This is a genomic window from Nocardioides sp. DN36, from assembly GCF_055380375.1.
Genome location: NZ_AP043823.1, coordinates 48,312 through 74,671 on the forward strand (window position 1 = coordinate 48,312; position 26,360 = coordinate 74,671).

The 26,360-nt window shown below is 72.6% G+C and carries 22 protein-coding genes; 12 read left to right on the forward strand and 10 right to left on the reverse strand.

The window, feature by feature from the left end:
- Positions 1-65: 65 nt before the first annotated feature.
- On the reverse strand, positions 66-1,820 hold the full coding sequence (locus ACZ43H_RS01180) for an ABC transporter ATP-binding protein (protein WP_464587062.1): 1,755 nt from the start codon (positions 1,818-1,820) through the stop codon (positions 66-68).
- Positions 1,817-3,565, reverse strand: a complete 1,749-nt coding sequence (locus ACZ43H_RS01185; protein ID WP_464587064.1) for an ABC transporter ATP-binding protein — start codon at positions 3,563-3,565, stop codon at positions 1,817-1,819. The genes ACZ43H_RS01180 and ACZ43H_RS01185 overlap by 4 nt, the downstream gene beginning before the upstream one ends.
- Before the next feature lie 112 nt (positions 3,566-3,677).
- On the opposite strand from ACZ43H_RS01185, the gene ACZ43H_RS01190 reads away from it, so the two are divergent.
- Both ACZ43H_RS01190 and ACZ43H_RS01195 read left to right on the forward strand, forming a co-directional pair.
- Positions 3,678-4,049 carry a hypothetical protein gene (locus ACZ43H_RS01190; RefSeq protein WP_464587066.1) on the forward strand — a complete coding sequence of 124 codons (372 nt, stop codon included), beginning with the start codon at positions 3,678-3,680 and terminating at the stop codon, positions 4,047-4,049.
- A 111-nt stretch (positions 4,050-4,160) separates the two neighbouring features.
- The gene (locus ACZ43H_RS01195) at positions 4,161-7,718 is read left to right on the forward strand and encodes an ATP-binding cassette domain-containing protein (RefSeq protein ID WP_464587068.1); all 3,558 of its coding nucleotides are present in this window, start codon (positions 4,161-4,163) and stop codon (positions 7,716-7,718) included.
- Positions 7,719-7,770: 52 nt separating this feature from the next.
- On the opposite strand, the gene ACZ43H_RS01200 is transcribed toward ACZ43H_RS01195, so the two are convergent.
- The 3 genes from ACZ43H_RS01200 to ACZ43H_RS01210 are packed head-to-tail and all read right to left on the reverse strand — an operon-like array spanning position 7,771 to position 9,735.
- Positions 7,771-8,640, reverse strand: a complete 870-nt coding sequence (locus tag ACZ43H_RS01200) for a hypothetical protein (protein WP_464587070.1) — start codon at positions 8,638-8,640, stop codon at positions 7,771-7,773.
- A gap of 33 nt (positions 8,641-8,673) precedes the next feature.
- Entirely contained in the window at positions 8,674-9,156 is a 483-nt protein-coding gene (locus tag ACZ43H_RS01205; RefSeq protein WP_464587072.1) for a DUF6328 family protein, read from the reverse strand.
- 36 nt (positions 9,157-9,192) lie between these two features.
- Positions 9,193-9,735, reverse strand: a complete 543-nt coding sequence (locus tag ACZ43H_RS01210; protein ID WP_464587074.1) for a YbaK/EbsC family protein — start codon at positions 9,733-9,735, stop codon at positions 9,193-9,195.
- A 91-nt stretch (positions 9,736-9,826) separates the two neighbouring features.
- On the opposite strand from ACZ43H_RS01210, the gene ACZ43H_RS01215 reads away from it, so the two are divergent.
- On the forward strand, positions 9,827-10,855 hold the full coding sequence (locus tag ACZ43H_RS01215; protein ID WP_464587076.1) for a glycerophosphodiester phosphodiesterase family protein: 1,029 nt from the start codon (positions 9,827-9,829) through the stop codon (positions 10,853-10,855).
- A 19-nt stretch (positions 10,856-10,874) separates the two neighbouring features.
- Here ACZ43H_RS01215 and ACZ43H_RS01220 read toward each other — a convergent pair whose 3' ends face one another.
- Together ACZ43H_RS01220 and ACZ43H_RS01225 are read right to left on the reverse strand one after the other, a co-directional pair.
- Positions 10,875-11,237, reverse strand: a complete 363-nt coding sequence (locus tag ACZ43H_RS01220; RefSeq protein ID WP_464587078.1) for a hypothetical protein — start codon at positions 11,235-11,237, stop codon at positions 10,875-10,877.
- An 11-nt stretch (positions 11,238-11,248) separates the two neighbouring features.
- Positions 11,249-12,502, reverse strand: coding sequence for a PspC domain-containing protein (locus ACZ43H_RS01225; RefSeq protein WP_464587080.1), 1,254 nt, complete (start codon positions 12,500-12,502; stop codon positions 11,249-11,251).
- A gap of 143 nt (positions 12,503-12,645) precedes the next feature.
- Between ACZ43H_RS01225 and ACZ43H_RS01230 the strand changes: the two genes are divergently transcribed.
- The 4 genes from ACZ43H_RS01230 to ACZ43H_RS01245 all read left to right on the forward strand — a co-directional run bounded on the left by ACZ43H_RS01230 (position 12,646) and on the right by ACZ43H_RS01245 (position 16,131).
- A complete protein-coding gene (locus ACZ43H_RS01230) occupies positions 12,646-13,962 on the forward strand; it encodes a PspC domain-containing protein (protein WP_464587082.1) in 1,317 nt (438 codons plus the stop codon).
- Complete coding sequence (locus tag ACZ43H_RS01235) at positions 13,955-14,611, forward strand: LuxR C-terminal-related transcriptional regulator (protein WP_464587084.1); 657 nt, start codon at positions 13,955-13,957, stop codon at positions 14,609-14,611. The genes ACZ43H_RS01230 and ACZ43H_RS01235 overlap by 8 nt, the downstream gene beginning before the upstream one ends.
- 93 nt (positions 14,612-14,704) lie before the next feature.
- Positions 14,705-15,307: a DUF1326 domain-containing protein gene (locus ACZ43H_RS01240; protein ID WP_464587086.1), complete on the forward strand. Its 603-nt coding sequence runs from the start codon at positions 14,705-14,707 to the stop codon at positions 15,305-15,307.
- A gap of 5 nt (positions 15,308-15,312) precedes the next feature.
- Positions 15,313-16,131 carry a DUF2182 domain-containing protein gene (locus ACZ43H_RS01245; RefSeq protein WP_464587088.1) on the forward strand — a complete coding sequence of 273 codons (819 nt, stop codon included), beginning with the start codon at positions 15,313-15,315 and terminating at the stop codon, positions 16,129-16,131.
- Positions 16,132-16,173: 42 nt separating this feature from the next.
- On the opposite strand, the gene nicT is transcribed toward ACZ43H_RS01245, so the two are convergent.
- Positions 16,174-17,265 (reverse strand): Nickel transporter NicT, encoded by a 1,092-nt coding sequence (gene nicT / locus ACZ43H_RS01250; RefSeq protein WP_464587090.1) that lies wholly within the window; start codon positions 17,263-17,265, stop codon positions 16,174-16,176.
- A 103-nt stretch (positions 17,266-17,368) separates the two neighbouring features.
- On the opposite strand from nicT, the gene ACZ43H_RS01255 reads away from it, so the two are divergent.
- Positions 17,369-17,725, forward strand: a complete 357-nt coding sequence (locus ACZ43H_RS01255; protein ID WP_464587092.1) for a hypothetical protein — start codon at positions 17,369-17,371, stop codon at positions 17,723-17,725.
- 50 nt (positions 17,726-17,775) lie between these two features.
- Here the strand turns inward: ACZ43H_RS01255 and ACZ43H_RS01260 are convergent, their stop codons facing one another.
- Entirely contained in the window at positions 17,776-19,602 is a 1,827-nt protein-coding gene (locus tag ACZ43H_RS01260) for a flavin-containing monooxygenase (RefSeq protein ID WP_464587094.1), read from the reverse strand.
- Between the two features lie 123 nt (positions 19,603-19,725).
- On the opposite strand from ACZ43H_RS01260, the gene ACZ43H_RS01265 reads away from it, so the two are divergent.
- Both ACZ43H_RS01265 and pcrA read left to right on the forward strand, forming a co-directional pair.
- The gene (locus ACZ43H_RS01265; RefSeq protein WP_464587096.1) at positions 19,726-20,982 is read left to right on the forward strand and encodes a GAF domain-containing protein; all 1,257 of its coding nucleotides are present in this window, start codon (positions 19,726-19,728) and stop codon (positions 20,980-20,982) included.
- A 13-nt stretch (positions 20,983-20,995) separates the two neighbouring features.
- Entirely contained in the window at positions 20,996-23,419 is a 2,424-nt protein-coding gene (pcrA, locus tag ACZ43H_RS01270) for a DNA helicase PcrA (RefSeq protein ID WP_464587098.1), read from the forward strand.
- Positions 23,420-23,551: 132 nt separating this feature from the next.
- Here pcrA and ACZ43H_RS01275 read toward each other — a convergent pair whose 3' ends face one another.
- The gene (locus ACZ43H_RS01275) at positions 23,552-24,421 is read right to left on the reverse strand and encodes a M23 family metallopeptidase (protein ID WP_464587100.1); all 870 of its coding nucleotides are present in this window, start codon (positions 24,419-24,421) and stop codon (positions 23,552-23,554) included.
- A 213-nt stretch (positions 24,422-24,634) separates the two neighbouring features.
- Here ACZ43H_RS01275 and ACZ43H_RS01280 point away from each other — a divergent pair, with 213 nt between their 5' ends.
- Together ACZ43H_RS01280 and sucC are read left to right on the forward strand one after the other, a co-directional pair.
- The gene (locus ACZ43H_RS01280) at positions 24,635-25,057 is read left to right on the forward strand and encodes a cobalamin B12-binding domain-containing protein (RefSeq protein WP_464587102.1); all 423 of its coding nucleotides are present in this window, start codon (positions 24,635-24,637) and stop codon (positions 25,055-25,057) included.
- 129 nt (positions 25,058-25,186) lie between these two features.
- Entirely contained in the window at positions 25,187-26,353 is a 1,167-nt protein-coding gene (sucC, locus tag ACZ43H_RS01285; RefSeq protein WP_464587104.1) for an ADP-forming succinate--CoA ligase subunit beta, read from the forward strand.
- The last annotated feature ends 7 nt before the right edge of the window (positions 26,354-26,360 follow it).

Consider the following 26,360-nt stretch of genomic DNA (forward strand, 5'->3'; position numbering starts at 1 on the left):
CAACGAGCGCCGACCTGGCGGGCCTGGGGCGTCAACCAGCGCCGACTCGGCGTGCCGGTGGGGGGTCAGGAGCGGCCGTGCCAGGAGTCCCAGAGGGCGGCGTAGGAGCCGCCGGCCGCGACCAGCTGGTCGTGCGAGCCGAGCTCGGCGATCCGGCCGTCCTCGACCACGGCCACCCGGTCGGCGTCGTGGGCCGAGAAGAGCCGGTGCGCGATGGCGATCACGGTCCGGCCCTCGAGCACCGCGGCCAGCGAGCGCTCGAGGTGGCGGGCCGCGCGCGGGTCGATCAACGAGGTCGCCTCGTCGAGCACCAGCGTGTGCGGGTCGGCGAGCACCAGCCGGGCCAGCGCGATCTGCTGGGCCTGGGCGGCGGTGACCGCGCGACCGCCGGAGCCGACGAGGGTGTCGAGCCCCTCGGGCAGGGCGTCGACCCAGTCGAGGGCGTCCACGGCCGCCAGCGCGCCGCGGATGTCGGCGTCGGTGGCACCCGGCGGCGCCGCCAGGGCGAGGTTCTCGCGCAGGGTCCCCACGAAGACGTGGTGCTCCTGGGTCACCAGCGCGACGTGACCACGCAGGTCGTCGAGCGGCAGCTCGGTGAGGCCGACGCCACCGACGGTCACCGAGCCGGTGCGCGGCGGGTGGATGCCGGCGAGCAGCCTGCCCAGCGTGGACTTGCCGGCGCCGGACGGGCCGACCATCGCGATCCGCTCGCCCACGCCCACCGACAGGTCGACCCCGTGCAGCACGTCGCGCCCCTCGACGTACGAGAACCTGACGTCCTCGGCGTCGAGCTCCTCGCCGGCCGGCTCCCGGCCCGTGACCTCGCGGTCGTCGGGCACCTGCGCGACGCCGAGCAGCCGCGCCAGCGAGGCGGCGCCGATCTGCAGCTCGTCGAGGATCGACACGATCCGGTCGACCGGGTCGATGAGCATCTGCACGTAGAGCGTCGCGGTGGTGACGTCGCCCAGCGAGGCCTGGCCCTGCGTGTAGAGCCAGCCCCCGAACAGCAGCGTCGCCACGGTGGGGATCAGGTAGGAGATCTCCATGTTCGGGAAGAAGACCGTGCGCAGCCAGAGCGTGTAGCGCTCCGCGGCGTACGACTCCGCGATGTCCTCGTCGATCGCGCGGATGCGCTCGTCGCCGGTGCCGAGCGCCTCGACGGTGCGGGCGCCCTCGACGGTCTCGGTCAGCGTGGCGTTGATCGCGGAGTACGACGCGCTCTCGCGCAGGTAGCCGTCCTTGGCGCGGGCGAGGTACCACCGCAGGCCGATCACCAGTGGCGGGATGCCGAGCACGCAGGGCAGCGCGACCCACCAGCCGACGCTGATCGCGGCCACGAACGTGACGACGGCGGTGATGACCGCGATCGTCCACTCCGGCAGGGCCATCCGCACCGACCAGCCGAGCTGGTCGACGTCGCGGCTGGTGCGGGTGAGCAGGTCCCCGGAGCCCGCCGACTCCACCACGCCGACCGGGAGCGCCAGGGTGTTGCCGACGAAGTCCTCGCGCAGCTCGGCCAGCACCTGCTCGCCGAGGACCTGGCTGACGTAGCGCGCGTAGCGGGTCAGCACGGTCTGCACGAGCAGGAAGCCGGCGAGGACCAGCATGATCGTGTCGACGTGGTCGGTGGTGGTGCCCTCCTCGACCGACTGCACGAGGTCGCCGAGCAGGCGCGGCGCGGCCAGGCCGGCGAGGGCGGCCAGCACGTGCAGCGTCACCGCGGACCAGAGCAGGCGCGGGTGGTGCCGCGTCAGCGAGAGTGCGTACCGGCGCACCTGCGCGGTCGACGCGACCGGCAGCCGGGTGTCCGGGGTGCTCATCGCAGTGCCTCCTCGTGGGCCGGCGTCCCATCGGTGGTCGGCGGCTCGCCCTCGCGGGTCACGACGGCGCGGTAGACGGGGTCGCTCTCGAGGAGGTCGACGTGCCGCCCGGTGGCCACGACGCGCCCGTCACGCAGGAACGCGACCTCGTCGACGGAGTCCAGCACCAGCGGGCTGCTCGTGGTCACGACCGTGGTGCGGCCGGCGCGCTGCGCACGCAGGCGGGACGCGATCCGGGCCTCGGTGTGGGCGTCCACGGCCGAGGTCGGTTCGACCAGCACGAGGATCTCGGGGTCCATCGTCAGCGCCCGGGCCAGGACCAGCCGCTGCCGCTGGCCTCCGGAGAACGTGCGACCGCGCTCGGCCACGATGGTGTCGAGCCCGGCGGGCAGCGCCTCGAGGATGTCGGCGGCCGAGGCGGTGTCGAGCGCCTCACGGACCCGGCCCGAGCCGGTGACGTCGATCCGGTCGGCGAGCCGGCCGGAGAAGAGCGTCGCCCCCGTGTCCGAGACGAGGATCCGGCGCCGGACCTCCGCGCGCGCCAGCGAGGTGAGCGGCACGTCGCCGAGGCGCACGTCGTCGTCGACCTCGGCGGCGGCAAGTCCGAGCCGGTCCGCCAGCGCGGCCGACTCGTCGGGCTGCTCGCTGACCACGGCCACGAGCGATCCGGCGCGGACCCGCAGGCCGGTGCGGACGTCGTACAGGCTCGAGCCCACCGGCGGCGAGGCGGCCGGGACCTCGGGGTCGGTGACGTCCGGCGTGAGCGCCAGGACGCGGCACACGCGGCGGGCGGCGACGCGGGCCCGGATGAACTTGTTGGCGTACTCCGTCGCGGTGCGCAGGGGGATCATCAGGAAGGCCGAGTACCCGTAGAACGCGACCAGCTCGCCCGGGGTGATGCGCCCCTCGACGGCGTACCGGGCACCGAGCCAGACCACGACCACGACGAACACGCCGGGCAGGAACACCTGGAGCGCGTCGAGCAGGGACTGGAGCTTCGCGACCTCGACGCCGGCCCGGCGGGTGGCCTGCGACTCGCGGCGGTAGCGGTCGTGGAAGACCTGCTCGCCGCCGATGCCGCGCAGCACCCGGAGGCCGCCGACGATGTCGCTGGCGGTGTTCGACAGCTCGCCCATCAGCGACCGCTGCCGGGAGCTGCGCTGCTGCAGCGGCGAGAGGAGGGGACCGATGAGCAGCATCAGCACCGGCACCCCGACGAGCACGACCAGGCCCAGCGTCACCGAGGTGCTCAGCAGGATCACCGAGACCAGCAGGAACGACACGATCGCGCCGGCGAACCTGGCCGTGACGTCCATGACCTGGCCGAGGTGCGAGAGGTCGTTGGTGCCGATCGCGACCACCTCACCGGTGGACACCTTGCGCGGCAGCGTCCCACCGAGGTGCACGGTCTGGCGGCCGACCAGCTGGACGGTCCGGTAGGCGGCGGTCAGCCAGTTCGTGACCGCGAACCGGTGCCGCATGATGCCGCTGGCCGCCTGCACCAGCCCGATGGCGAGCAGCACCATCGACCAGACGAGCAGGGCGCGGCCGTCCTTCGCGGCGACGCCGCGGTCGATGGCGCGGCCGATCACCGCGGGCATCACGGCCTGCGAGCTCATCCAGACGATGCCGAAGAGCATCCCCATCACGAGCGTGCGCCACTGCCCCTTGGCCATCCACCAGAGGAATCGACCCGGCGACCGGTGGTCGGGGGTTCCGGGGTGGTCGAGGGGGAGGTGGCGCACCCGTCCACATTACGTAGCGCAGGGGTGGCGGATCGACCGGTTTTCGGCCGCGTCGGGGGGACGCGGGCAGGACGCGTGGTTAGGGTGCGGCACACCGACTGAGGGGGAAACCATGAGCGACGACTCGTACGACGGTCCGCAGGCACGCTGGCTCCCGGACGGGCTGCTGAGCCCGGGGGCGAGCGCGGTCGTCGCGCTCACCCTCGCGGTCCTGGTGCTGACCGGCAGCAACCTGATGGTCCTGGGGACCGAGGCGATCTTCAACGAGGCGATCCAGTCGCAGGGCATGACGGAGTACTTCGCCACCTGGGCCCTCGGTGCGCTGGTCCCGGCCGGTGTGAGCCTGTACCTGTCCCGCCGTGCGCTAGTCACCGGCGCGGCCGGCTGGGAGCTGGTCCTGGCCCGGGCCGCGTTCGTCCTGGCCGCGATCGGCATCTTCTACGCTGTGCTCCTGATGGTCGGCGCGTTCATCCACGACTCCTGACCACCGGGCAGGCCAGAGACCGAACGACGTGCCTCCCTGCGGTCCGGTCAGTCCTCGACGCGCGAAAACCAGGAGAGGACCGTCGCCGATCCCGCCTAGCGTGGTCACATCATGACTGCGCTCACGGACGAAACCCTCACACCGGACCAGGAGCACCTGGCGCGTCCGGTGGAGGACCCGTCGCGCCGGATCGACGCGCGACGGCTGAAGAGTCCGGTGGCGTTGGCCGCGCTGACCGCCTCCGCGGTGGGCGCGGTCGGGATGACGCTGGGCACCGTCGTGGCCGGACGGCTCGCCGAGGCCCCCACCAGCGGCCTGGTCTGGTGGCTCGCCGCCTTCCTCGTCGGTGCGGCCCTGGTCGACACCGCCGGGAAGATCGCCTGGGTCGGCTGCTCGGACCGGGCCGAGGGCCGGCTGCGCGAGGACCTGCTCCGGGCGGCGCTGCGCCAACCACTGACCGCGTTGAGCGAGCAGGCAGTGGGAGAGGTGCTCGACCGCATCGACGACGACACCCACGAAGTCGGGAACCTCGTCCGGTGGCAGTTCTGGATGCTCGCCCGCACCCTGTTCGGTGCGCTGCCGATGTGGCTGGTCGCCGGCCTCACCTGGTGGCCGTCGTTCCTCCTCTTCCCGGTGCTCGCGACGGTGACGTGGTTCGCCATCCGGTCGCTGCTCGGTGAGATCTCGCGGCGCAAGGTCCTGGAGGAGATGGCGTGGACCGACCATGCCGCGGTGCTCGAGGAGGGGATCGCCGGTCGCGACGACCTGCGCACCAGCCTCGGCCAGGCCCATGTCGTCCGACGCGTGGCGCGGCTCTCCGCCGACGTGCACACGAAGTTCAGGGCGGTCGTCAACGTCGAGAGCCGCCTGGTCAGGCGCGCCGGCGTCCTGCTCCACGCCCTGCTGGCGGGCATCGTGGTCGCCGGCGTGGCGCTCACCGCCGGCGGGAACCTCTCGATCGCCCAGGTGGTGACCCTCTTCCTGGTCACCTCGACCTTCGTCGGCCAGATCGCGATGGTCGCCAACCACCTGCCGGACCTGCAGGCCGGCCTCGGGGCGGTCATCCGCCTTCGGCAGATGCTCGCCGTGCCGCCCGAGCCGGGGGGCGGGAGGGCGCTTCCCGCCGGGCCTCTCGACCTGGAGCTCCGCGATCTGCACTTCGCCTACGCCGAGGGAACCTTCGCCCTGCAGGGCATCGACCTGCAGATTCCCGCGGGCCGGACCCTCGCCCTCGTCGGGCGCACCGGCTCCGGCAAGTCGACGTTGGCCGCGCTGGTCTCGCGCGCGATGGAGCCGCCGCGCGGCACGGTCTTCCTGGGCGGAGTCGACGTCCGCGACCTGGATCTCCAGCGCCTCCGGAGGTCGGTCGGTGTGGTCACGCAGCGGACGGAGATCCTCGCCGGCACCCTCGCCGAGAACATCACCCTGTTCGCCGAGATCCCGCGAGGCACGGTCGAGTCGGCGGTGGTGGAGCTGGGTCTGGACGGCTGGGTCGCCGGTCTCCCGGACGGCCTCGAGACCCTGCTCGGTCCCGGCGGCACCTCGCTCTCGGCGGGCGAGGAGCAGCTCGTCGCCTTCGCCCGCCTGCTGGTGCGTGACGTGCGTGTGGTCGTGCTCGACGAGGCCACCGCGCGCATGGACCCGCTCACCGAGCGTCGCGTGGTGGCGGCAGCCGACCGGCTGCTCGCCGCACGGACCGGCATCCTCGTCGCCCACCGGTTGTCCACGATCGAGCGGGCCCCGCTGGTAGCGGTCCTGGACCGCGGGCGCGTCGTCCAGCAGGGGGCCCGCACCGAGCTCGCCGTCGCCCCCGGACCGTTCCGGGAGCTGCTGGAGGCCAGCCGCGCGGACCACGGCCACGACCTGCCAGCCGGGGACGGGATCGACGCCAGGGGCGTGGTCGCGGCCCAGCTCTCCGAGTCGGCGCACACGGAGGTCGGCGGTCGCCGTCGCTCCGGGCCGCCGCCGGAGATCGAGGACGTCGGCACCGGCCCGTCGCTGGCGCGCGGGATCGCGCACGCGCTCGCGGTTCGCCCCGCCTGGGGCCTGCTCGGAGCCCTCCTGTTCCTGTGCGCGACCCTCACGGGAGCCCAGGGAGCCGTCACCGGTCTGCTCTGGGGACGCGTCGTCGAGGGCCTCCAGGGTGGCGGGAGTCCCACGTGGCTGACCGGCGCGGTCGTGGTGAGCCTGCTCGCCGCGCCGGTCATGCTGGCCAACGCCTTCTGGCGCTATCCCCGGTGGTGGGTCGAGGTCATGCTGCGAGCCCGGATGGCCGTCCTCCACGGCCAGACGAGCCAGCGCCGGCTGGCACGGACCCCGCCCGGCGAGGTCGTCGCACGCTCGATGGACGCCGACCGCTACGCGCGGTACGCCGACAGGTGGATCGACTTCCTCAACGGCCTCGTCATCGCCAGCGTCACCGCCCTGCTCGCAGGCACCTGGGTGGCCGGGGCCGTGCTGCTCACCGTCATGGTCGCCTCGGCGCTCGCCTCGACGCTGGGCCGGCCCATCGCGGGTCGCTCGGCGGCAGCAGCGTCCGCGGCCCGGGCGAGGTTCGGCCGCGCCCTCGTATCGGCGCTGGACTGCGCGCGCACCGTCAAGCTGGCTGCCGCCGTCCCCGAGGTCCATGCCCACCTGCGCCACGTGGACTCCGGCCGCGTCGCTGCCGCGGTGAAGGAGCACCGGGTGCAGGCGTTCCTCGACGGTGTACCCATGGTGATGGTGCAGTGCGGCGTCGTGACGTCCTGGGCGATCTACTTCTCGGACGGCTGGAGCCTCGCGGTCGCCCTCCTGGTGGCCAATGCGGTCGGCGGCTTCGACTGGTTCGGTCGGGTCGCCGGGATGGTGGTCACCGAGGCACCGGGGACCCGGGCCTGGCAGGTGGAGACCAGCCGGTTCGCGGGCGGCGTCGACCTGATGGACCTCCCGGCGCGAGTGGACCTCGTCACCGGGGAGGCCCCGGCACCGGAGCCGGTACGACGGGTGCCGCTGGAGCGCCTGCAGCTCTCCGGCTTCTCGGCCATCCACGACGACGGCACGATCGGTGTCAGCAACGTCGATCTCACCGTGGAGGCCGGCGAGCTGGTGCTCCTGGTCGGGCAGGTGGGCTCCGGCAAGTCCAGCCTGCTCTCCGCACTCTCCGGACTCATCGAGCACTCCGGCGTGCTGCTCTGGAACGACCGTGAGGTCACCGACCCTCAGACGTTCCTCCGGCCCGCGCAGGTCGCGCACGTCGCCCAGGTGCCACGGGTGCTGTCCGGCAGCTTCTCCGACAACGTGCTGCTGGGCCATCGGCGGGCGTTCGAGGACCCGGTCTCCGCGGCCCGGTTGGCACGCGACATCGACGAAGCCGGTGGGAAGGACGCCCTCGTCGGTCACCGTGGCGTCCGGCTCTCCGGCGGACAGGTCCAGCGACTCGCACTCGCACGCGCGCTGGCCGCCGACGCCGAGCTGCTCCTGGCCGACGACGTCTCCAGCGCGCTCGACGCCGCGACCGAGATCGAGCTGTGGGCGGCCCTGCGGGAGCGGGGGACGACCGTGATCGGTGCCACCGCGAAACGGGCAGCCCTCGCCCAAGCCGACCGGGTCGTCATCCTCGTCGGCGGCGAGGTCGCCGCCACCGGCCCCTGGCACGAGCTGGCACCTGCGTGGAGTCACCTCGCGGGTTAGCCCGGGTCTCCGAGGCGGCCAGGTCCTTGACTGCCGAACACCCGAGTCGGACTCAGAGCCCGCAGGAATCCCGGGCGAACGAGATCGCGGCCGACGCGCCGGCGGGGGTCATCCGCACCACCAGGCTGCCGGGCCGGCCGTCGAGGTGCAGCGACACCAGGAACGCCGTCGCGCCGGCGGACTCCATGAACACGTGGTCGTCGCACCGGGCCGGCTGCACCGGCAGCTCGATGCGTTGGACGGGGCCGTCCCCGCGGACCCGGACGTGCGGCTGCCACGCCTCGCCGCCGGCGGCGCCCAGGAGAGGGGTGCCGCCCACCGTGTCGATGCGCAGCACGTGCCCCGGGACCCCGGCGGGCCGGGCGACCAGGGTCAGGGTGCCGGTGCTGCCCTCGCCCTCGTGGTCGACGGGCACCTCGTCGGCGAACGCGAGCCGGGCGACCCGTCCGACCGCGAGCTCGAGGCAGCGCGAGTCGACGTAGCGCTCGACGATGTCGTTGTCGTCGGTCACCGGCAGCGTGACCCTGCGGCCGGCGTACGTCACCGTGAGCCGGCCGCCGCCGCGCTCCTGCCCGCAGGCGGGCGACGCCGGGAGTGCCAAGGGGTAGCCGCGCTCCGAGCGCGACGGGTTGAGCCGCAGCCGCTCACCGGGCACCGGTCGGCGGAACCGCGGGTCGGAGTAGCTGATCCGCGTCGGTGTGACGTCGTGCCGGGTGTCGTTGCCGATCCAGACCTCCATCCGGCCGAGCGCGGCATCCCGCGAGGACTGGCGCAGGTCGGCGTAGAGCTTGCCGGTCGGTGGCCCCTTCGGCGGCGGCTTGATCGGGGACAGGGTGGGCACCGGCGTCTCGGTGGGGCCCGCCTCCCGGCTGGGCGAGTCGTCCGGTCCGCACGCGGCAGCCAGCACTCCCAGCAGGAGCACGCCGGCCGCCGCGCGCAGACCCCGTAGCACGGGTCAGAACTTCTCGTCGGAGAGGCGGGAGGGCAGGAGCACCAGCACGGTGATCAGGTACACCGCCAGGAGGGCGGCCACGGCGATCGCCCAGGTGCGATCCACGACCACGTCGAAGATCAGCAGCGCCATACCCGAGATCAGCAGCGAGACCCCGAGCAGCACCAGGTGCACCAGCCGGTGCGCGGTGTCGACGACCCGCTCCTTGACGTGCTCGCCGGACAGCCGTCGGTGCACCGCGACCGGCGCCATGACGGTGGCCGTGGTGAGAGCGGCGACCAGGACCAGCGCGAGGTAGAGGCCCTTCTGGAAGTGGTCGAGGCCTGCGAACTTCTGCTGGAACGGCAGCGTCAGCAGGAAGCCTGCCGTCAGCTGGGCGCCGGTCTGCATCACCCGGAGCTCCTGGAGCAGGTCGTTCCACTTGCGATCGAGCCGTTCCTCCTCGGACTCGTCCCGCCCACTCTTCTTCGCGCTGTCGTCTCCCATGCGCGCATTCTGGACCACGGGCGGCGGTCCCGGTGCTCAGACCCCGAGACCCTCCACGATCTCCGCCCCGGGGAGCTCCGCCACCAGCCGACCGGGCACCAGCAGCTTGGACCGGCGCACGCCGGTGCCGAGCACCGCCACGTCCATGTCGAGGACCCGCGAGTCGAGCAACACCCGCCAGGTCGAGGGCAGGCCGAACGGGGTGATCCCGCCGTACTCCATCCCGGACTCCTCGACCGCCCGGTCCATCGGGAGGAAGGACGCCTTGCGCACGTCGAGGGTGCGCTTGACGAGGTTGTTGACGTCGGCACGGGTGTCGGCCCGGACGACGCAGGCCGCCACCCGCTCCTCGCCGTCGCGGCGCCCCGCCACGACGACGCAGTTGGCGCCGGTGTGGAGCGGGAGGTCGTAGGCCTCGCTCATCGCAGCGGTGTCGGCCAGCCCGGGGTCGATCTCGACGACGGCGACCGACGCGGCGTGCGCCCAGCGCGCGAGCAGCGAGGCGACCGGAGCGCCCAGGAGGTGGGGGTGCTCGGAGGCGGGCAGGGACGTGAGGGAGCCCAGCGTCGGCAACGTCATCGCCCCATCCTGACGGGGACGTCCACCGACGCTCACCCGGGGTTCACCTCGATCCCGCCGCGGGTCCACCTCGGCCCGCTGTCCTGAGCCGGTGACCAGCACGCAGCTGCCTCCCGCCCCGACCGCCCGCCTGGCCTCCCTGGTCGTCACCCCCGCCGTCGCCGCCCACCGCGGGGCCAGCGGGTACCGGCCGGAGCACACGCTGGAGGCGTTCCGGCTCGCCGTCGAGATGGGCGCCGACGACGTGGAGCTGGACCTCGTGGCCACCCGCGACGGTGCGCTGGTCGTCCGGCACGACCTCGAGCTGTCACGGACCACCGACGTCGCCCGCCGCGGCGACCTGGCCCACCTGCGCACGACCAAGGTGGTCGACGGCGTGGCGGTGACCGGCTGGTTCGTCGAGGACCTGACCCTCGAGCAGCTGCGGACGCTCACCACCCGGGAGCGGATGCCCCGCTCCCGACCCGGCAGCACGGTCCACGACGGTCGGTTGGGAGTGCCGACCTTCGCGGAGGTCATGCACCTCGTGCGCACCGAGTCGGCACTGCGCGGCCGGTCGGTGGGGGTGCTCGCCGAGCTCAAGCACGTGGCACACCTCCGCGCGGCAGGGCTGCCGCTCGACGACCTGGTCATCGACGCGCTCCGCGGGCTCGGCCTGGACCACGACCGGTCGCGGGTCAGCGTGATGGCCTTCGAGGACCGGGTGCTCCGCCGCCTCTCGGGGCGCTCACGGGTGCCGCTGGTCCAGCTGCTCGACCGGAGCGAGCAGGTGAGCGCCGGGCAGCTGGCGTCGGTGGCGTCGTACGCCGACGGGGTCGGCGTGCGCAAGAGCATGCTGCTGCGACCGGGGCTCGGTCCCGGGATCGTCGCCGCGGCGCACCGCGAGTGGATGACGGTCCACGCCTGGACCCTGCGGGCCGAGAACCGCTTCCTCGAGGAGCCGTTCCGGGTGGGCGACCGGCGGCACCGCCGCGGCGACCTCGCCGGTGAGGCGCGCCGCCTGCTCGACCTCGGCGTGGACGGCCTGATCACCGACCACCCCGACGCGGTGGTCAGTGCCCGGGACGCCTGGGTCGGCTCCGCCGGTCACCCCGCGGGGGCCGGCAACCGCGCGACGTAGGCGAGACCGGGCCGCGTGCTCACCGGTCCTCCCCGGTCGGCTCCTCCCAGGTGGTGTCGTCCGTCGTGGCGGCATCGTCCGGGCTCGTGCTCTTGCTCGTGCTTGTGCTCTGGGAGGGCCCGGCCGTGGGCTGCACCCAGCCGGTCTGCCGGGATCCCCAGCGGTCGCGGCTGGTCAGGGTCGTGGCCAGCAGGCCGGCGATCCCGGCGAGCACCCAGGGGAGGGGGAGCAGCCAGCGGACCTCCCGGCCCTCGACCACGTCGCCCTGGACCAGGGCCCACACGCCGACCAGGCCGAGGAACGCCAGGCCCATCACGAGGTGGCCCACGTTGACGGGGTGTCGGCCGCTGGGTCGGTCGAGGGGCTGCACCGTCTCGCTCATCGTCGTCTCCTTCATCGCTGGTGCACCTCGATCTGGCCGATGCTCAGGTCGGCGTCGATCAGGATGGCGGGGTCCCGGTCGGCGGTCGTGTGCTGGCGCACCATCGACACGTTGATGCCGCCGCTCTCGTCGCCGAAGAGCGAGATGTCGCCCGGCCCGTCGACGGCGGCCACCACGCGGGTGGACAGGTGTCGGGGCACGATGACCTCGAGGTGGCCGGCGTCGCCGGAGATGCGGATCGTGCGGCCGTCCAGGGCCTCGAGGTCGCTCACGCCCCTGAGGTCGAGCAGCAGCTCCCCGGTGGAGATGGAGTAGTCGGACTGCACGTCGGCCGCGCGCATCGGCGTGCGCTCGACGCGCTCGCCGTCCCAGTTGTCGGCGACGGTCGCACCGGCCAGGAACACCGCGGAGACGAGGCCGATCAGGATCACCCCGCCGGCCCTGCCCCAGAACGCGCCGACGAGCAGCATCAGCCCGCTGATGCCGACCGCCAGGGCGGGGTAGGCGGACGCGGTCACATCGACACCAGCGAGGTCGACGGTGGCGAGCACGCCCTCGGCGAGGGCGATCAGGGCCAGCGTGAACCAGAACAGGATCGGGCCGCGCTTGCGCGGCGAGCGGGGCGTCGGCGCGGGCGGCACCCACCCGGGCTGCGGGTGGCTCGGGGGGTAGTACTGCGCCCAGCCCGGGGGCGAGGAGGCCGGGGGCGACGAGACCGGCGGTGCGGCGTACACCGCGGTGCTGGTGGGGCCGTACGTCGCGCCCGCCGCGTCGGCGGTCGGCGGCCCGTAGGCCGGGGGCTGCGGCGGAGCCGGGGCCCGGTCCCCGTCCTTGCGGGTGAGCAGGACGAGCACGACGAGGGCGACCACCGCGAGCGGCCACGGGAACCACGAGGCCCCCCACGAGTCACCGACGAGCGCACCCGCCGCGACGATGCCCGCGATGATCAGCGCCACGGCACGGGTCCGGTCGTCGAGGTGCAGTGGAGCGGAGGAGCTGCCCTCCTCGGGGACCAGCAGCCAGCAGGCGCCGTAGATGATGAGCCCGGCGCCGCCGAAGAAGACCAGCACCACGAGGGCGACCCGCAGGATGACCGGGTCGACGTCGAGGTGGCGGGCCAGCCCGCCGGCCACGCCGGCGACCTTGCGGTCGGTGATGCTGCGGCGCAGGCGACCGAGGTCGCGGATCTCGTCGCGGGTGACCCGGGGCCCGTGGTCCTGGGGGGCCTCGGCGCCCGAGGGGGCATCGGGTGGTGTCGTCGTCATGGCTCAAGCCTGCTGCCCCGGGGACGCCGGCACCATCGGGGACGACCCTGATCCTGCAGGGGGCGGCGGCACCCGGGCTCAGGGTCGGCTCGGGGTTCGTCCTCATGGTCCGGGCCCTTCCCCTGTGTGACGATTGAGCCGAGATGACCAGCGCACCCACCACCGGACCCGTCAGTGGCCCCGCCGCCAGGCACGGCGTCCGCAAGGCGTACCGCGACGCCCAGGAGCCGATCATCGGCGGTGTGGCCTCGGGCCTGGCACGCCACCTCGCCGTGCCGGTGCTGTGGGTCCGCGCCGCGTTCGTGGTCACCGCGCTCCTCGGAGGCTTCGGCGTCGCGCTGTACGCCGGCCTGTGGATGGTGCTCCCGTCGGACTCCCGGTTCGAGACCGGCGCCCCGGGGCTGGAGAGCGCCTCGCGCGGCGGCCGCCGGCCGGGCCGAATCCGACGGCTGGGGGACGTGGGCCCGGCGGTCGCCCTGGCGGCGCTGGCGTTCGGTGGGGTCCTCATGGTCGAGGCGGTCTTCGGCCGCGGCGCGGTCTTCTGGCCGCTCTTCCTCGGCATCATCGGCATCGCGCTGCTGTGGCGGCAGGCCGACGAGGCCCAGCGCGAGCGCTGGCTGGACACCACCGGTCGCATCGACCCGGTGCGGATGGTGCTCGGCAGCGGCGGCTGGGCGGCGTACGCGCGGCTCGCGGCGGGTCTCGGCCTGGTGGTCACCTCGCTGGCGCTGTTCGTCTTCCGGGGCGACTCGCTGGCGGTGGCCCGCGACGTGTTCGTGGCGGTCCTGCTCGGGGTGGTCGGCATCGCGATCGTGGTCGGCCCGTGGGTCTACCGACTCGCCTCCGACCTGACGGCGGAGCGGGCCGAGCGGGTGCGCACCCAGGAGCGGGCCGACGTCGCGGCGCACCTGCACGACTCGGTGCTGCAGACCCTCGCGCTGATCCAGAAGAACGCGGGCGACGGTGCGGCCGTCGCGCGCCTGGCCCGGGCCCAGGAGCGCGACCTGCGCTCGTGGCTCTACGCGGGGGAGTCCACCGACGAGAGCACCCTCGCGAGCGCGCTGCGCGGGGCCGCGGCCGCGGTCGAGGACGCGCACGGAATCTCGGTGGACGTGGTGACCGTCGGGGACTGCGACTTCGACGAGTCCCTGCGCGCGATCGTCGCCGCCACCCGCGAGGCCGTGACCAACGCCGCCAAGCACGCCGGCACCGGCCGCGTCGACGTGTACGCCGAGGTGTCGCCGACCGCTGTCGACGTGTTCGTCCGCGACCGGGGTCGGGGCTTCGACCCCGCTGGCACGCCCGCCGACCGGCACGGCGTACGCATGAGCATCATCGACCGGATGGACCGGCACGGCGGCTCCGGCGAGGTGCGGTCGAGGATCGGTGAGGGGACCGAGGTGCGCCTGCACCTGCCCCGCCAGGCCCGTGGGGCCCGACAGGAGGACATGGATGAGTGAGCACGCCCCGGTGAGCGTCGTGATCGTCGACGACCACGCGATGTTCCGGCGCGGAGTCCGCGCCGAGCTGGAGGCGACCGGAGCCGGAGCCGTCGACATCCGTGCGGAGGCCGCCGACGTCGACGAGGCGGTGGCCGCGATCGCTGCCCACCACCCGGACGTGGTGCTCCTCGACGTGCACCTGCCCGGCGGCGGTGGTGCCGAGGTGATGAGGCGGATGCCCTCGCCGGAGTCGCGCTACCTGGCGCTGTCGGTGTCCGACGCGGCCGAGGACGTGATCGGCACGATCCGTGGCGGGGCCCGGGGCTACGTCACCAAGACGATCACCGGCCCCGAGCTGGTGCAGGCGATCAAGCGGGTGGCCGAGGGGGACGCGGTGTTCTCCCCCCGGCTGGCGGGCTTCGTGCTCGACGCCTTCGCCGGGACCATCGACGTCGCGGCGGTCGACGAGGACCTCGACCGGCTCACCGAGCGGGAGCGGGAGGTGATGCGGCTGATCGCCCGCGGCTACGCCTACAAGGAGGTCGCGAAGGAGCTGTTCATCTCGATCAAGACCGTCGAGACCCACATGTCCAGCGTGCTCCGCAAGCTCCAGCTCTCCTCGCGGCACGAGCTGACCCGGTGGGCGTCGGACCGCCGGCTGCTCTGACGCACGGGCTCGCGCGGAGATGGCCCGGCCGGTCCATTGACGGGTCACGGAGGGCCTGCGGAGACTGGAGGGAACGCGGGAAGGAGCCGGGCCATGGCGTGGAATCTGACCGGCAGCTATGCGGAGACCTGCTCGTGCGAGCTGATGTGTCCCTGCAACCTCTCTTTCGACCACGGTGCCACCTACGACTTCTGCCGGGTGACGCTGGTCTTCGACATCCGGCAGGGTGAGATCGAGGGCACCGACATCGCGGGGCGCCGGGTGGCCTTGATCGCGGACGCCCCGAAGGTGATGACCGACGGGAACTGGCGGCTGGGTGTGTACGTCGACGACGGGGCGAGCGACGAGCAGCTCGACAAGCTCGTCAAGGTGTTCGGAGGGCAGCTCGGTGGGCCGATGGCGGCCCTGGCCCCGCTGGTCGGCGAGATCGTCGGCGTGGAGCGCGCCGTGTTCGAGGTCGTCGACGACGGGCATCGCCACAGCGTGCGCGTGGGCGACACCATCGACTTCGAGATCGAGGACGTGGTCCCGTTCGGCGTGGAGACCGGAGAGCCGGTGCGCTTCCAGGGCATGTTCCATCCCGTCGCCTCCGACCTCACGATGGCGGAGGCCAAGCGCACCCGCATCAACGCGTTCGGCATCTCCTTCGAGGGCCGGACGGGCCTGTCCACGTCCGAGTTCTCCTGGGCCTCCTGACGTCGATGGCCTCGGCGACCGGACCGGGGCACGCCGGCCTCGCGACGGCGGTCGGGGCCGTACGGGCCCGGCTCGCCCTGGTGGCGGGCCTGTTCGCCGTCGCCGCCGTCGGGTGGGTGTGGACCGCGCACGAGATGCGGGGCATGGACGCCGGACCGTGGACGAGCCTGGGCAGCCTCGGCTGGTTCCTCGGCGTCTGGGTGGTGATGATGGCGGCGATGATGTTCCCGTCCGTGGCGCCGACGGTCGCGCTGTACGCGCGCGTGACGAGGGACAGCTCCCCGCTGGCACCCTGGCTGTTCGCCGGCGGCTACCTGCTCGCGTGGTCCGTCGCCGGTCTGATCGCCTACGCCGTGGGCGTCGCCGCCGTGGCAGCCTTCGGGGACGTGCTCGCGTGGGACCGCCTCGGTCAGGAGATCGCTGCCGCCACCCTGGTGATCGCCGCCGTCTACGAGGTCACGCCGCTCAAGGACGTGTGCCTCGCCCGCTGCCGCAGCCCCCTGGGCTCGTTCCTGGGCTCGTTCCTGGGGTCCTGGCGGGGTGGGCCCACGGGGGCGCTGCGGATGGGAGTGCGCAACGGCGCCTGGTGCGTGGGCTGCTGCTGGGCGCTGATGGCGTCCCTCTTCGCGCTGGGGGTGATGAGCGTCAGCTGGATGGCGCTGGTGGCCGGCATCATCGCGGTGGAGAAGACGGTCCCGCTGGGGCACGGCCTCACCTGGCCGGCGGCGGCACTGCTGCTCGGGCTCGGGATCCTGCTGCTGATCGCTCCCGACGCGCTGCCCGGCCTGACCATCCCGTCCGGCGAGACCATGAGGATGGGCTGACCCGAGACGTCGAGCTGGGCCCTGCCCGGTGGTGGGCCCGGCTCAACGAAGGTGGGCGTTCCAGCGCTCGTCGATGCGGCCGAGCTTCCAGATCGCGACGGAGAGCGCCCAGGTGACGAAGAAGAGGACGACGATCCCGTAGCCGACGTGCTCCAGGTCCAGGTTCGCGACGGCGGCGAGCGGGCCGCCGGTGATGCCCGCCTTGTCGGCGAGCAGCCCGACGATCTCGATGCCGCCGATGATCAGCGCGACCGCGACCGACAGAGCGGTGACGGTGATGTTGTAGTAGATCTTGCGCACCGGCCGGGAGAACGCCCAGCCGTAGGCGACGGTCATGAACGCGCCGTCGAGGGTGTCGAGGAGCGACATGCCGGCCGCGAACAGGATCGGCAGCGTGATGACCGCCCACCAGGGCAGGCTCGCGGCGACCGCACCGCCGGCGATGACCAGCAGGCCGATCTCGGTGACGGTGTCGAAGCCGAGGCCGAACAGGAAGCCGGTCGGGTACATGTGCCACGGTTTCGACACGGCACGGGTGACCTTGCCGAGGACCCGGTTGAGGAAGCCCCGGTTGTCGAGCTGCCGATCCAGCTCGGCCTCGTCGTACCGGCCCTGCCGCATCTCGCGGAAGACGTGCAGGATGCCGATCAGGGCCGCGAGGTTGATCAGGCCGATGGTGAGCAGGAACAGCCCGCTGACCGCGGTGCCCCAGATGCCGCTGAGCTGCTGGAGGGCGGAGTTCTCGTCGCCGATGCCGGAGGAGAGGGCGCGCACGCCCAGGGCGACGCCCATGACCATCACGAAGACCACGGACGAGTGCCCGAGGCTGAACCAGAAGCCCACGCTCATCGGGCGCTTGCCCTCGGCCATCAGCTTGCGGGTGGTGTTGTCGATGGCGGCGATGTGGTCGGCGTCGAAGGCGTGCCGCATGCCGAGGGTGTACGCCGTGAGGCCGAGGCCGACCCCGAGCACCTTGCCGCCGACCTCGTAGTCGTGGGGGGCGACGACGCCGACCAGGAGGCCCCAGCCGACCACGTGGAGCAGGAGCACGAAACCCAGGGTGCGGGCCAGGCTGCCCTTCTCCTCGCGCGTGAGCGAGCGTCGGGCGGGACGGTCGATCGTCGTCGGTGTCACCGGGGCATAGTAGGAGCCCGGAGTTCGTAGTTGCAAACAATGTGCAACAAGGACCGGGGTCGGCCCTGGGCCGGGTCGGGGGCGCTGGCCCTACGATCTGGCCATGGAGACTGTGCGGCTCGTCCTGCTGTTCGTCCACATCCTCGGGTTCGCGGCGCTGCTGGGTGGGCTGCTGGTCCAGGCCCGGCTCCCCGAGAAGGTCGTCAACGCCGCGATGCGGGACGGCATCGGGACGGCGTTCGTCGCCGGCCTGCTGCTCGTCGGTGTGCTCGAGGCGGGTGACGACCCGGTGAACCACGCCAAGGTCGGCGTGAAGTTCGCCATCGGTCTGGTCATTCTCGTCCTGGTGATGGCCAACATGCGCAAGGAGCGGATCCCCCAGGGGTTGTGGGCGGGCCTGCTCCTGCTCACCGTCGCGAACATCGCCGTCGCCGTCTTCTGGTCGCCCGTCCACAACTGAGCTCCCGGCCCCCGGCCGGCCCGGGGGGACAGTCGGCCGGGGGTGGTCGGTCAGGACAGGTGGTGCACCTCCTGCAGCCCGTGCACCGGGGTGGGGATGCCCTCGAACCTCGCCTTGAGCTGCAGCGCGAGGTAGAGCGAGTAGTGACGTGACTGGTGCAGGTTGCCGCCGTGGAACCACAGCGCCTCCTGCTGGGTCGGCTTCCACATGTTGCGCTGCTCGCCCTCCCACGGACCGGGGTCCTTGGTGGTGTCCGAGCCCAGGCCCCACACCTTGCCGACCCGGTCGGCCACCTCGGGGGAGATCAGGTCGGCCGCCCAGCCGTTCATCGAGCCGTAGCCGGTGGCGTAGACGACCAGGTCGGCGGGGAGCTCGGTGCCGTCGGCGAGCACGACGGAGTCCTCGGTGAGGTGGTCGACCTGCCCGTGGGCGAGCTTGACCTGACCGTCGGCGACCAGGTCCGCAGCACCGACGTCGATGTAGTAGCCCGACCCGCGCCGCAGGTACTTCATGAACAGTCCGGAGCCGTCCTCGCCCCAGTCGTGCCAGAACCCGGCGGCCTCGAGACGCTCGTAGAAGCCCTTGTCGCGCTCGGCCATCTGCTCGTAGAGCGGGATCTGGAAGGTGTGCATGATCCGGTAGGGGAGCGAGGCGAAGATCAGGTCCGCCTTCTCGGTCGTGACGCCGGCGGCGAGCGCACGCTCGGAGTAGAGGTCGCCCAGCCCGATGTCCATGAGGGTGTCGCTCTTGACGATGTGGGTGCTTGACCGCTGCACCATCGTGACGTCGGCGTCGTGCTCCCACAGCGCCCCGCAGATGTCGAAGCTGCTGTTGTTGCTGCCGATGACGACGCAGCGCTTGCCGGCGTACGCGTCCGGACCGGGGTGGGCCGACGAGTGGTGCTGGTCGCCGAGGAACACGTCCTGGCCGGGGAGGACGGGGATGTTCGGCTTGCCCGACATCCCGGTCGCCAGCACCAGCTGCTTCGGCCGCAGGGTCAGCGGCTTGCCGTCCCGCTCGACCTCGACGACCCACTCCTGCGTCGGCTCGTGGTACGCCGCGCTCAGGGCGACGGTGCTCGGCCAGTACGGCACCTCCATCACCTTCGTGTAGGACTCCAACCAGTCGCCGATCTTGTCCTTGGGGGCGAACACCGGCCAGTTGTCGGGGAACTTCAGGTAGGGCAGGTGGTCGTACCAGACCGGGTCGTGCAGGCACAGCGACTTGTAGCGGTTGCGCCACTGGTCACCGGGCCGGGGGTGCTTGTCGATGACCAGGCTGGGCACCCCGAGCTGGCGCAGCCGCGCGCCGAGCGCGATGCCGCCCTGGCCGCCCCCGATCACCAGGACGAAGGGCTGGGTGGTCGAGCCGAGTGACTCGGTCTCCTCCTGGCGGCGCTCGAGCCACGTGGTGCGGTGCCTGTCGGCGCCGTGCTGGGCACCCATCGGGCGGCGCTCGCCGCGCGGCTCCTCGTGCCCCTTGAGCTCGTGCAGGGTCGTCAGGAACGTCCACGCCCGCGGCTCGCCGTCCTCCTCGACCAGCCGGAGCAGCCCCTTGCCGCGCCCGACGGCGGTCTCGAAGGTGAACCACGCGGTCGTCACGCCGTCGGCCTCGTCGGCCGGCTCGGCGAGCGCGAAGCCGCCGGGGTCGGTGCGGTCGAGGGTGCTGTCGAGCAGCCCGGCCACGCCGTCGGGGTTCTCGACGGTGGTGATGTTCCAGGAGAACGAGATCAGGTCCCGCCAGAAGCTGCTGGCGGCGAACATCCCGGCGGCCCGCTGGACGTCGCGGGCCCGCAACGCCTCCTCGAAGCCGGACAGCCAGCCCGCCGCGCGCTCCTGGGGGTCGGTCGTGGTGGGGGGATCGATGGTCTGGGTCACGTGTTGTCTCCTTCGCCTACGCTGTGATGGAGCACACACCGGGGTCGCGGTGCCGCGACAGGGTTGCAGCGGGTTGCATCAGCCCCGATCGCCTGCGTCGGCCGGCCCCAGGAAGGCGGCAGCGTGGACGACCACGACCTCGCCGTACGCCGCACCCGGGAGGCCGTCCTCGCCGGTGGCCGCGGCGGCCCGGCCGCCCCGCGCGCGGAGATCGCGGCCTCGTGGCGGCGGATGGCGCTGTGCGGGCTGGACCCGGCCGGCGGCCCCGCCGTCGCGCCGCTGCCACCGACCGAGGTCGAGCGGCGCCGGGCGGCCAGCACGCTGGCGCAGGTCGTGCCCGGCCTGGTGCGGTCGCTGCAGTCGGTCGTGGACGCCGGCCAGCTGCTCGTGGTGGCCGACGAGGACGGACGGGTCCTGTGGCGCCAGGGCACCCCCGGGGTCCGCCGGATGGCCGACGACCTCGGGTTCGTGCGCGGGTCGGCGTGGACGGAGGGCAACGTGGGCACCAACGCCATCGGCACCGCCCTCGTGCTGGGTGCCCCCGTCCAGATCCGCGGCGGCGAGCACTACGTCGAGTCCCACACCCGCTGGGGGTGTGCAGCCGCACCCCTGGTGGACCCCTGGACCGGACGCCACCTCGGGGTCGTCGACGTGAGCGGGCCCAGTCGGACCCTGCACCCGGCCGAGCTGGCCCTGGTCGAGATGGCGGCCCGGCTGGCCGCGGTGGAGCTCCTCGAGGAGCACCGGGCCCGGCTCGACCGGCTCCGCGGGCACGCGGCTCCTGTGCTCGCCCGGATCGCCGGCCCGGCGCTGGTGGTCGACCGCGACGGCCACCTCGCCGCGGCGACCGGGCTGCGCGCCCCGGACCGGGTGGCACTGCCGGACGGGCTCTCCGACGGGGAGGCGTGGCTGCCACGCCTCGGCGCGGCGACCGTGGAGTCGCTGTCCGACGGCTGGCTGCTGCGGTTGGCCGGGGCCGAGGAGCCCGAGCCCGCGCGCCTCGTGCTCGACCTGTCGCGGGAGCCCGAGGTCCGCGTCGGCGGCCCGAGCCGGGAGTGGACGCAGCGGCTCTCCCGCAGGCACGCCGAGATCCTGCTCGCCCTGCTGCAGGCCGGCCCGGCCGGACGCACGGCCTCCGACCTCGCCGAGGACCTGTTCGCGGCTCCCGGGCGGTCGGTGACCGTGCGCGCCGAGGTCTCCCGGCTGCGCCGGGTGCTCGGCGGGCTGCTGCTCACCCAGCCCTACCGCGTGGCGCCGCACCTCGAGCCGGAGGTGCGGCTCCCCGCCGACCCCACCGCGCTCCTGCCGGGGTCGAGCGCGCCCGTCGTCGTACGCCTGCGCCGGAACGCGGCTCTCGGGGCGGGGGGTGCCGGGACGTAGGGTTGGCTGCGACATGAGCACCCCCTTCACGCTGCCCGGACTCGAGCGACTCGACGGCGCCGAGGAGCCCCGCACCACGCGCCGCGGCCCCACCCGCGAGGAGCTGCTGGACGGGCTCAACGACCCGCAGCGCGCCGCCGTCGTCCACGAGGGCGCGCCCCTGCTGGTGGTGGCCGGCGCGGGCTCCGGCAAGACCCGGGTGCTGACCCGTCGGATCGCCTGGCTGATCTCGGAGCGCAAGGCCCACCCCGGCTCCATCCTGGCGATCACCTTCACCAACAAGGCCGCGGCCGAGATGAAGGAGCGGGTCGAGGACCTGGTCGGCAAGCGCGCCCGCATCATGTGGGTGTCCACGTTCCACTCCGCCTGCGTGCGGATCCTCCGCAAGGAAATCGACAAGTTCGGCTACAAGTCGAACTTCTCCATCTACGACGCGGCCGACCAGAAGCGGTTGATGACGCTGGTCTGCAAGGACCTCGACCTCGACCCCAAGCGCTTCCAGCCCAACGCGGTGCTGCACTGGGTCTCAAACCACAAGAACGAGCTGCGCGACGCCGAGGAGGCCACCAAGGACGCGCAGAACAAGCTCGAGGAGACGTACGCCGCGGCGTACACCCTCTACCAGCGGCGCCTGCGGGAGGCGAACGCGCTGGACTTCGACGACCTGATCATGACCACGGTCCACCTGTTCCAGGCGTTCCCCGAGGTCCGCGAGACCTACCGGCGGCGGTTCCGCCACGTCCTCGTCGACGAGTACCAGGACACCAACCACGCGCAGTACGCCCTGATCCACCAGCTCTGCGCCGACCCGATGGACGAGGGTGGCTCGATGGCCGACCTCGAGGCCGAGCGGGTCGAGCCGGCCGAGCTGATGGTGGTCGGTGACGCCGACCAGTCGATCTACGCCTTCCGCGGCGCCAACATCCGCAACATCCTCGACTTCGAGCAGGACTTCCCGAACGCCACCTCGATCCTGCTGGAGCAGAACTACCGCTCCACCCAGACGATCCTGACGGCCGCCAACTCCGTCATCGGCCACAACAAGGGGCGCAAGCCCAAGCGGCTGTGGTCCGACGCTGGCGACGGGGAGCGGATCGTCGGCTACGTCGCCGACGACGAGCACGATGAGGCTCGGTTCGTCTCCGAGGAGATCGACAAGCTCGTGGACGCCGGCGGGGTCCGGGCCGCCGACGTGGCGGTGTTCTACCGCACCAACGCCCAGTCCCGCGTCTTCGAGGAGGTGTTCATCCGCACCGGCCAGCCGTACAAGGTCGTGGGCGGGGTCCGCTTCTACGAGCGTCGGGAGGTCCGCGACGCGCTCGCGTACCTGCGGATGCTGGTCAACCCGGCCGACCAGGTGTCCCTGCGCCGGATCCTGAACACCCCCAAGCGGGGCATCGGAGACCGGGCGGTCGCCTGCGTCGACGCGCTCGCGGAGCGCGAGCGGATCACCTTCTGGGAGGCGCTGCGTCGCGCCGAGGACGCGCCGGGGCTGGCGACGAGGTCCCTGACCAACATCCGCGGCTTCGTCGCGATGGTCGAGGAGCTCCAGTCGATGGTCGAGGCGGGGGAGCGGGCCGACGTCATCCTGGAGAACGTCCTCTCGCGCTCGGGCTACCTCGCCGAGCTCGAGGCGTCCGACGACCCGCAGGACGACACCCGGGTGGAGAACCTCGCCGAGCTCGTCGCGGTCGCCCGCGAGTTCTCCGACGACCCTGTGGCCGGCCCCTCGGCCGACCCCGCCGACGTGGACGCCGGCATCCTCGCCCCCGGGCTCGGGGACTTCCTCGAGCGGGTCGCGCTGGTCGCCGACACCGACCAGATCCCCGACGACGGCGACGGCGTCGTCACCCTGATGACCCTGCACACCGCCAAGGGCCTGGAGTTCCCGGTGGTCTTCCTGACCGGCCTCGAGGACGGCGTGTTCCCGCACGCCCGGTCCCTCGGCGACCAGCCCGAGCTGGAGGAGGAGCGACGCCTCGCCTACGTCGGGGTGACCCGCGCCCAGCAGCGCCTCTACATCTCCCGGGCGGTGGTCCGCTCCGCGTGGGGCGCCCCGTCCCACAACCCCGGCTCACGGTTCCTCGACGAGCTGCCGGTCGACCTCGTCGACTGGCGCCGCACCGAGGCCGCGCAGACCCGATGGGGCCGCCCCGACCTCGCCAGCGGCTCACCCGCGCGGATGGGACAGCCGACGGCAGCCGGGCGGCGCAACTTCTCCTCCGCAGCGCTGCGCGCCGACGCGGCCGCCAAGGCCAAGCCGGCTCGCGAGATCCCGTCCCTCGAGCCGGGGGACCGGGTGCTGCACGACTCGTTCGGCATGGGGACCGTGGTGGCCGTCGAAGGTGCCGCCGACAAGTCGGTCGCGTCGATCGACTTCGGCTCCGAGGGCGTCAAGCGGCTGCTGCTGCGGTATGCGCCGGTGGAGAAGCTCTGAGCCCCTCGCCGAGTCGGCGCTCTTTGACCTCCCCCGCTCCGCTCCGCCGGTCAAACACCGCCGACTCGGCGCCGACACCAGTCCTGCGGGCCAGTCGTCCAAGGCCCGACCCGCTCCGCTCGCTGGCGCTCGCTACGGGGTCAACCCGTGGACGACCAGCGCCTGGTACGGGTCCACCGGGTCGCCGCCGCCGGGGCGGACCTCGAGGTGCAGGTGGGGGCCGGTGACGTTGCCGGTCGAGCCGACGTAGCCGATCAGCTGGCCGGCGCGCACCACGTCGCCGGTGTTCACGGCGTACGACGTCTGGTGGCAGAACCACAGCTCGGTGCCGTCGTCGAGGGTGATCACGGTCTTGTTGCCGTAGGACCCGTCGTAGCCCACCGAGGTGACCGTGCCGTTGGCGACGGCATGGATCGGGGTGCCGCTGGCGACGGCGAAGTCAAGGCCGGTGTGGCAGGAGGACCAGAGGCTGCTGCACTGGCCGAACCTGGCGGTGAGGTGGTAGCCGGCGACGGGCAGCACCCACTGGTTGAGCGCGATCTTGGCCGCCTGCGACTCGGCCTGCTTCGCGAGCTTGGCCAGTGCTGCGTTGTGCTGCTCGGCCTGCTGCTCGGCCTGCGCGACGAGCTTCTCGTCGGCGGCGTCGGCGAGGGCGTCGCGGCTCGAGTCGCGGCTGATGGCGGCGGTGCGGGCCTCGAGGAGGCTCACCCGCGACACGTCGCTGCTGCCGGTGAGGGCGCTGGCCTGCGCGAAGCCGGTCTGGTCGGAGTCGACGAGACCGGGGTTCGCGGCGGTGACCGCGCCGCCGGCGGAGACGGCCAGGGCGGCGACGCCCAGCAGCACCGGCGCGGAGGGAAGGCCTCGGAACAGCTGGCCCCTGGCCGCGGTGTGGCGTCGCGCGGGCTTCTCGGCCCTGCGCTTGCCCCCGGTGGTGCCGACAGCGATCGGGGTCTCCGAGGCGGCGCGGCTCGGGCCGCGACGATCCGCTCGGTGGTTGCCCATGGAGGAGTGTCCCTGCTGTCGGGGGTGGGGGGTCAGCGAGCGACGACTGTAACGGATGGGTCACGGGCAGTGAAACCGAAACCCCCCAATTGGGGAGTTGCGAGGGGGATTGACCCCGTCCATCTGGGGTACGGAGAGGGGCTTCGCCCGCCTGCGCAGGCGGGGGCAGCGGCCCGTTCGTGGCGTTCGTCACGAGTCGGATAACCTGCGCCCATGACCTCGACAGGCTCGACCGGACGGATCCGCATCGTGGTGGCGAAGCCCGGTCTGGACGGGCACGACCGCGGCGCGAAGATCGTCGCACGTGCGCTGCGTGACGCCGGCCACGAGGTCATCTACACGGGCCTGCACCAGACGCCCGAGCAGATCGTGGAGACCGCGATCCAGGAGGACGCCGACCTGATCGGCCTCTCCGTCCTGTCCGGCGCGCACATGACGCTCTTCCGCAAGCTGGTCGACCTGCTCGCCGAGCGCGACGCCTCCGACATCGTGGTCTTCGGCGGCGGGATCATCCCGGAGGAGGACATCCCGGTCCTGCAGGAGATCGGCGTGGCCAAGGTCTTCACCCCGGGCGCCCCGACCCACGAGATCACCGGCTGGGTGGTCGAGCACTTCGCCGAGGAGACCCCCGCCTGACTCCCCGTCGCCGCGCCCGCAGTGGCGTGTGCCACGTCGCGGCCCCCGGCCTCGTCCCACGCCGTACGACGGGACTAAGGTGCCGGGAGGAATCCCCGGACTGTCAACTGAAAAAGGACTGGGTGGATCGTGGACCTGATGGAGTACCAGGCGAAGCAGCTCTTCGCCAAGCACGGTGTGGCCACGACGCTGGGCGTCGTCGTCGAGACCGCTGAGGCCGCGAAGGCCGCTGCCGAGGAGATGGGCGGCGTGACCGTCGTCAAGGCGCAGGTCAAGGCCGGTGGCCGCGGCAAGGCCGGTGGTGTGAAGCTCGCCAAGACCGCTGACGAGGCGTTCGAGCACGCGTCGAACATCCTGGGCATGGAGATCAAGGGCCTCACGGTCAACCGGGTGCTGGTCACGCCGGCGACGCCGCCGGAGGAGGAGTACTACTTCTCCTTCCTGCTCGACCGCGCGAACCGCCAGTACCTCTGCATCGCCAGCGTCGAGGGCGGTGTGGAGATCGAGGAGGTCGCCAAGACCAACCCCGACGCCGTCAAGCAGATCGCGATCGACCCGGGCGCCGGTGTCGACGAGGACAAGGCCCGCGCCATCGCGACCGAGGCCAAGTTCCCCGAGCCCGTCTTCGAGCAGGCCGTCGACATGATCCAGGCGCTCTACAAGGTCTTCGTGGACGAGGACGCGACGCTCGTCGAGGTCAATCCGCTCGCGCGGCTGGCCGGCGACAAGCTCGAGGCCCTCGACGGCAAGGTGTCGCTCGACGACAACGCCTCCGAGGTGCGTCACCCCGACCACGAGGAGTTCGAGATCCGCGAGGAGGCCGACCCCCTCGAGGCGAAGGCCAAGGACAAGGGCCTCAACTACGTCAAGCTCGACGGCCAGGTCGGCATCATCGGCAACGGCGCGGGTCTGGTCATGTCCACCCTCGACGTCGTCGCCTACGCCGGCGAGAAGCACGGGGGCGTCAAGCCCGCGAACTTCCTCGACATCGGTGGCGGCGCCAACGCGCAGGTGATGGCCGACGGCCTCGACGTCATCCTCAACGACGCCCAGGTCAAGAGCGTGTTCGTGAACGTCTTCGGTGGCATCACCGCGTGCGACGAGGTCGCCAACGGCATCAAGGGCGCGCTGGAGATCCTCGGCGACGAGGCCAGCAAGCCGCTGGTCGTCCGCCTCGACGGCAACAACGTCGACGCGGGTCGCGCCATCCTGACCGAGCTGAACCACCCGCTGGTGACGCTGGTCGACACGATGGACGGTGCGGCCGACAAGGCCGCCGAGCTGGCGAACGCCTGATACGGAG

Excerpts from the sequence above, each read along its gene's own strand:
- ACZ43H_RS01180 (WP_464587062.1), bottom strand. The coding sequence starts at position 1,820 with ATGAGCACCCCGGACACCCGGCTGCCGGTCGCGTCGACCGCGCAGGTG.
- ACZ43H_RS01190 (WP_464587066.1), top strand. The coding sequence starts at position 3,678 with ATGAGCGACGACTCGTACGACGGTCCGCAGGCACGCTGGCTCCCGGAC.
- ACZ43H_RS01195 (WP_464587068.1), top strand. The coding sequence starts at position 4,161 with ATGACTGCGCTCACGGACGAAACCCTCACACCGGACCAGGAGCACCTG.
- ACZ43H_RS01205 (WP_464587072.1), bottom strand. The coding sequence starts at position 9,156 with ATGGGAGACGACAGCGCGAAGAAGAGTGGGCGGGACGAGTCCGAGGAG.
- ACZ43H_RS01210 (WP_464587074.1), bottom strand. The coding sequence starts at position 9,735 with ATGACGTTGCCGACGCTGGGCTCCCTCACGTCCCTGCCCGCCTCCGAG.
- ACZ43H_RS01220 (WP_464587078.1), bottom strand. The coding sequence starts at position 11,237 with ATGAGCGAGACGGTGCAGCCCCTCGACCGACCCAGCGGCCGACACCCC.
- ACZ43H_RS01225 (WP_464587080.1), bottom strand. The coding sequence starts at position 12,502 with ATGACGACGACACCACCCGATGCCCCCTCGGGCGCCGAGGCCCCCCAG.
- ACZ43H_RS01230 (WP_464587082.1), top strand. The coding sequence starts at position 12,646 with ATGACCAGCGCACCCACCACCGGACCCGTCAGTGGCCCCGCCGCCAGG.
- ACZ43H_RS01235 (WP_464587084.1), top strand. The coding sequence starts at position 13,955 with ATGAGTGAGCACGCCCCGGTGAGCGTCGTGATCGTCGACGACCACGCG.
- ACZ43H_RS01240 (WP_464587086.1), top strand. The coding sequence starts at position 14,705 with ATGGCGTGGAATCTGACCGGCAGCTATGCGGAGACCTGCTCGTGCGAG.
- ACZ43H_RS01245 (WP_464587088.1), top strand. The coding sequence starts at position 15,313 with ATGGCCTCGGCGACCGGACCGGGGCACGCCGGCCTCGCGACGGCGGTC.
- ACZ43H_RS01255 (WP_464587092.1), top strand. The coding sequence starts at position 17,369 with ATGGAGACTGTGCGGCTCGTCCTGCTGTTCGTCCACATCCTCGGGTTC.
- pcrA (WP_464587098.1), top strand. The coding sequence starts at position 20,996 with ATGAGCACCCCCTTCACGCTGCCCGGACTCGAGCGACTCGACGGCGCC.
- ACZ43H_RS01275 (WP_464587100.1), bottom strand. The coding sequence starts at position 24,421 with ATGGGCAACCACCGAGCGGATCGTCGCGGCCCGAGCCGCGCCGCCTCG.
- ACZ43H_RS01280 (WP_464587102.1), top strand. The coding sequence starts at position 24,635 with ATGACCTCGACAGGCTCGACCGGACGGATCCGCATCGTGGTGGCGAAG.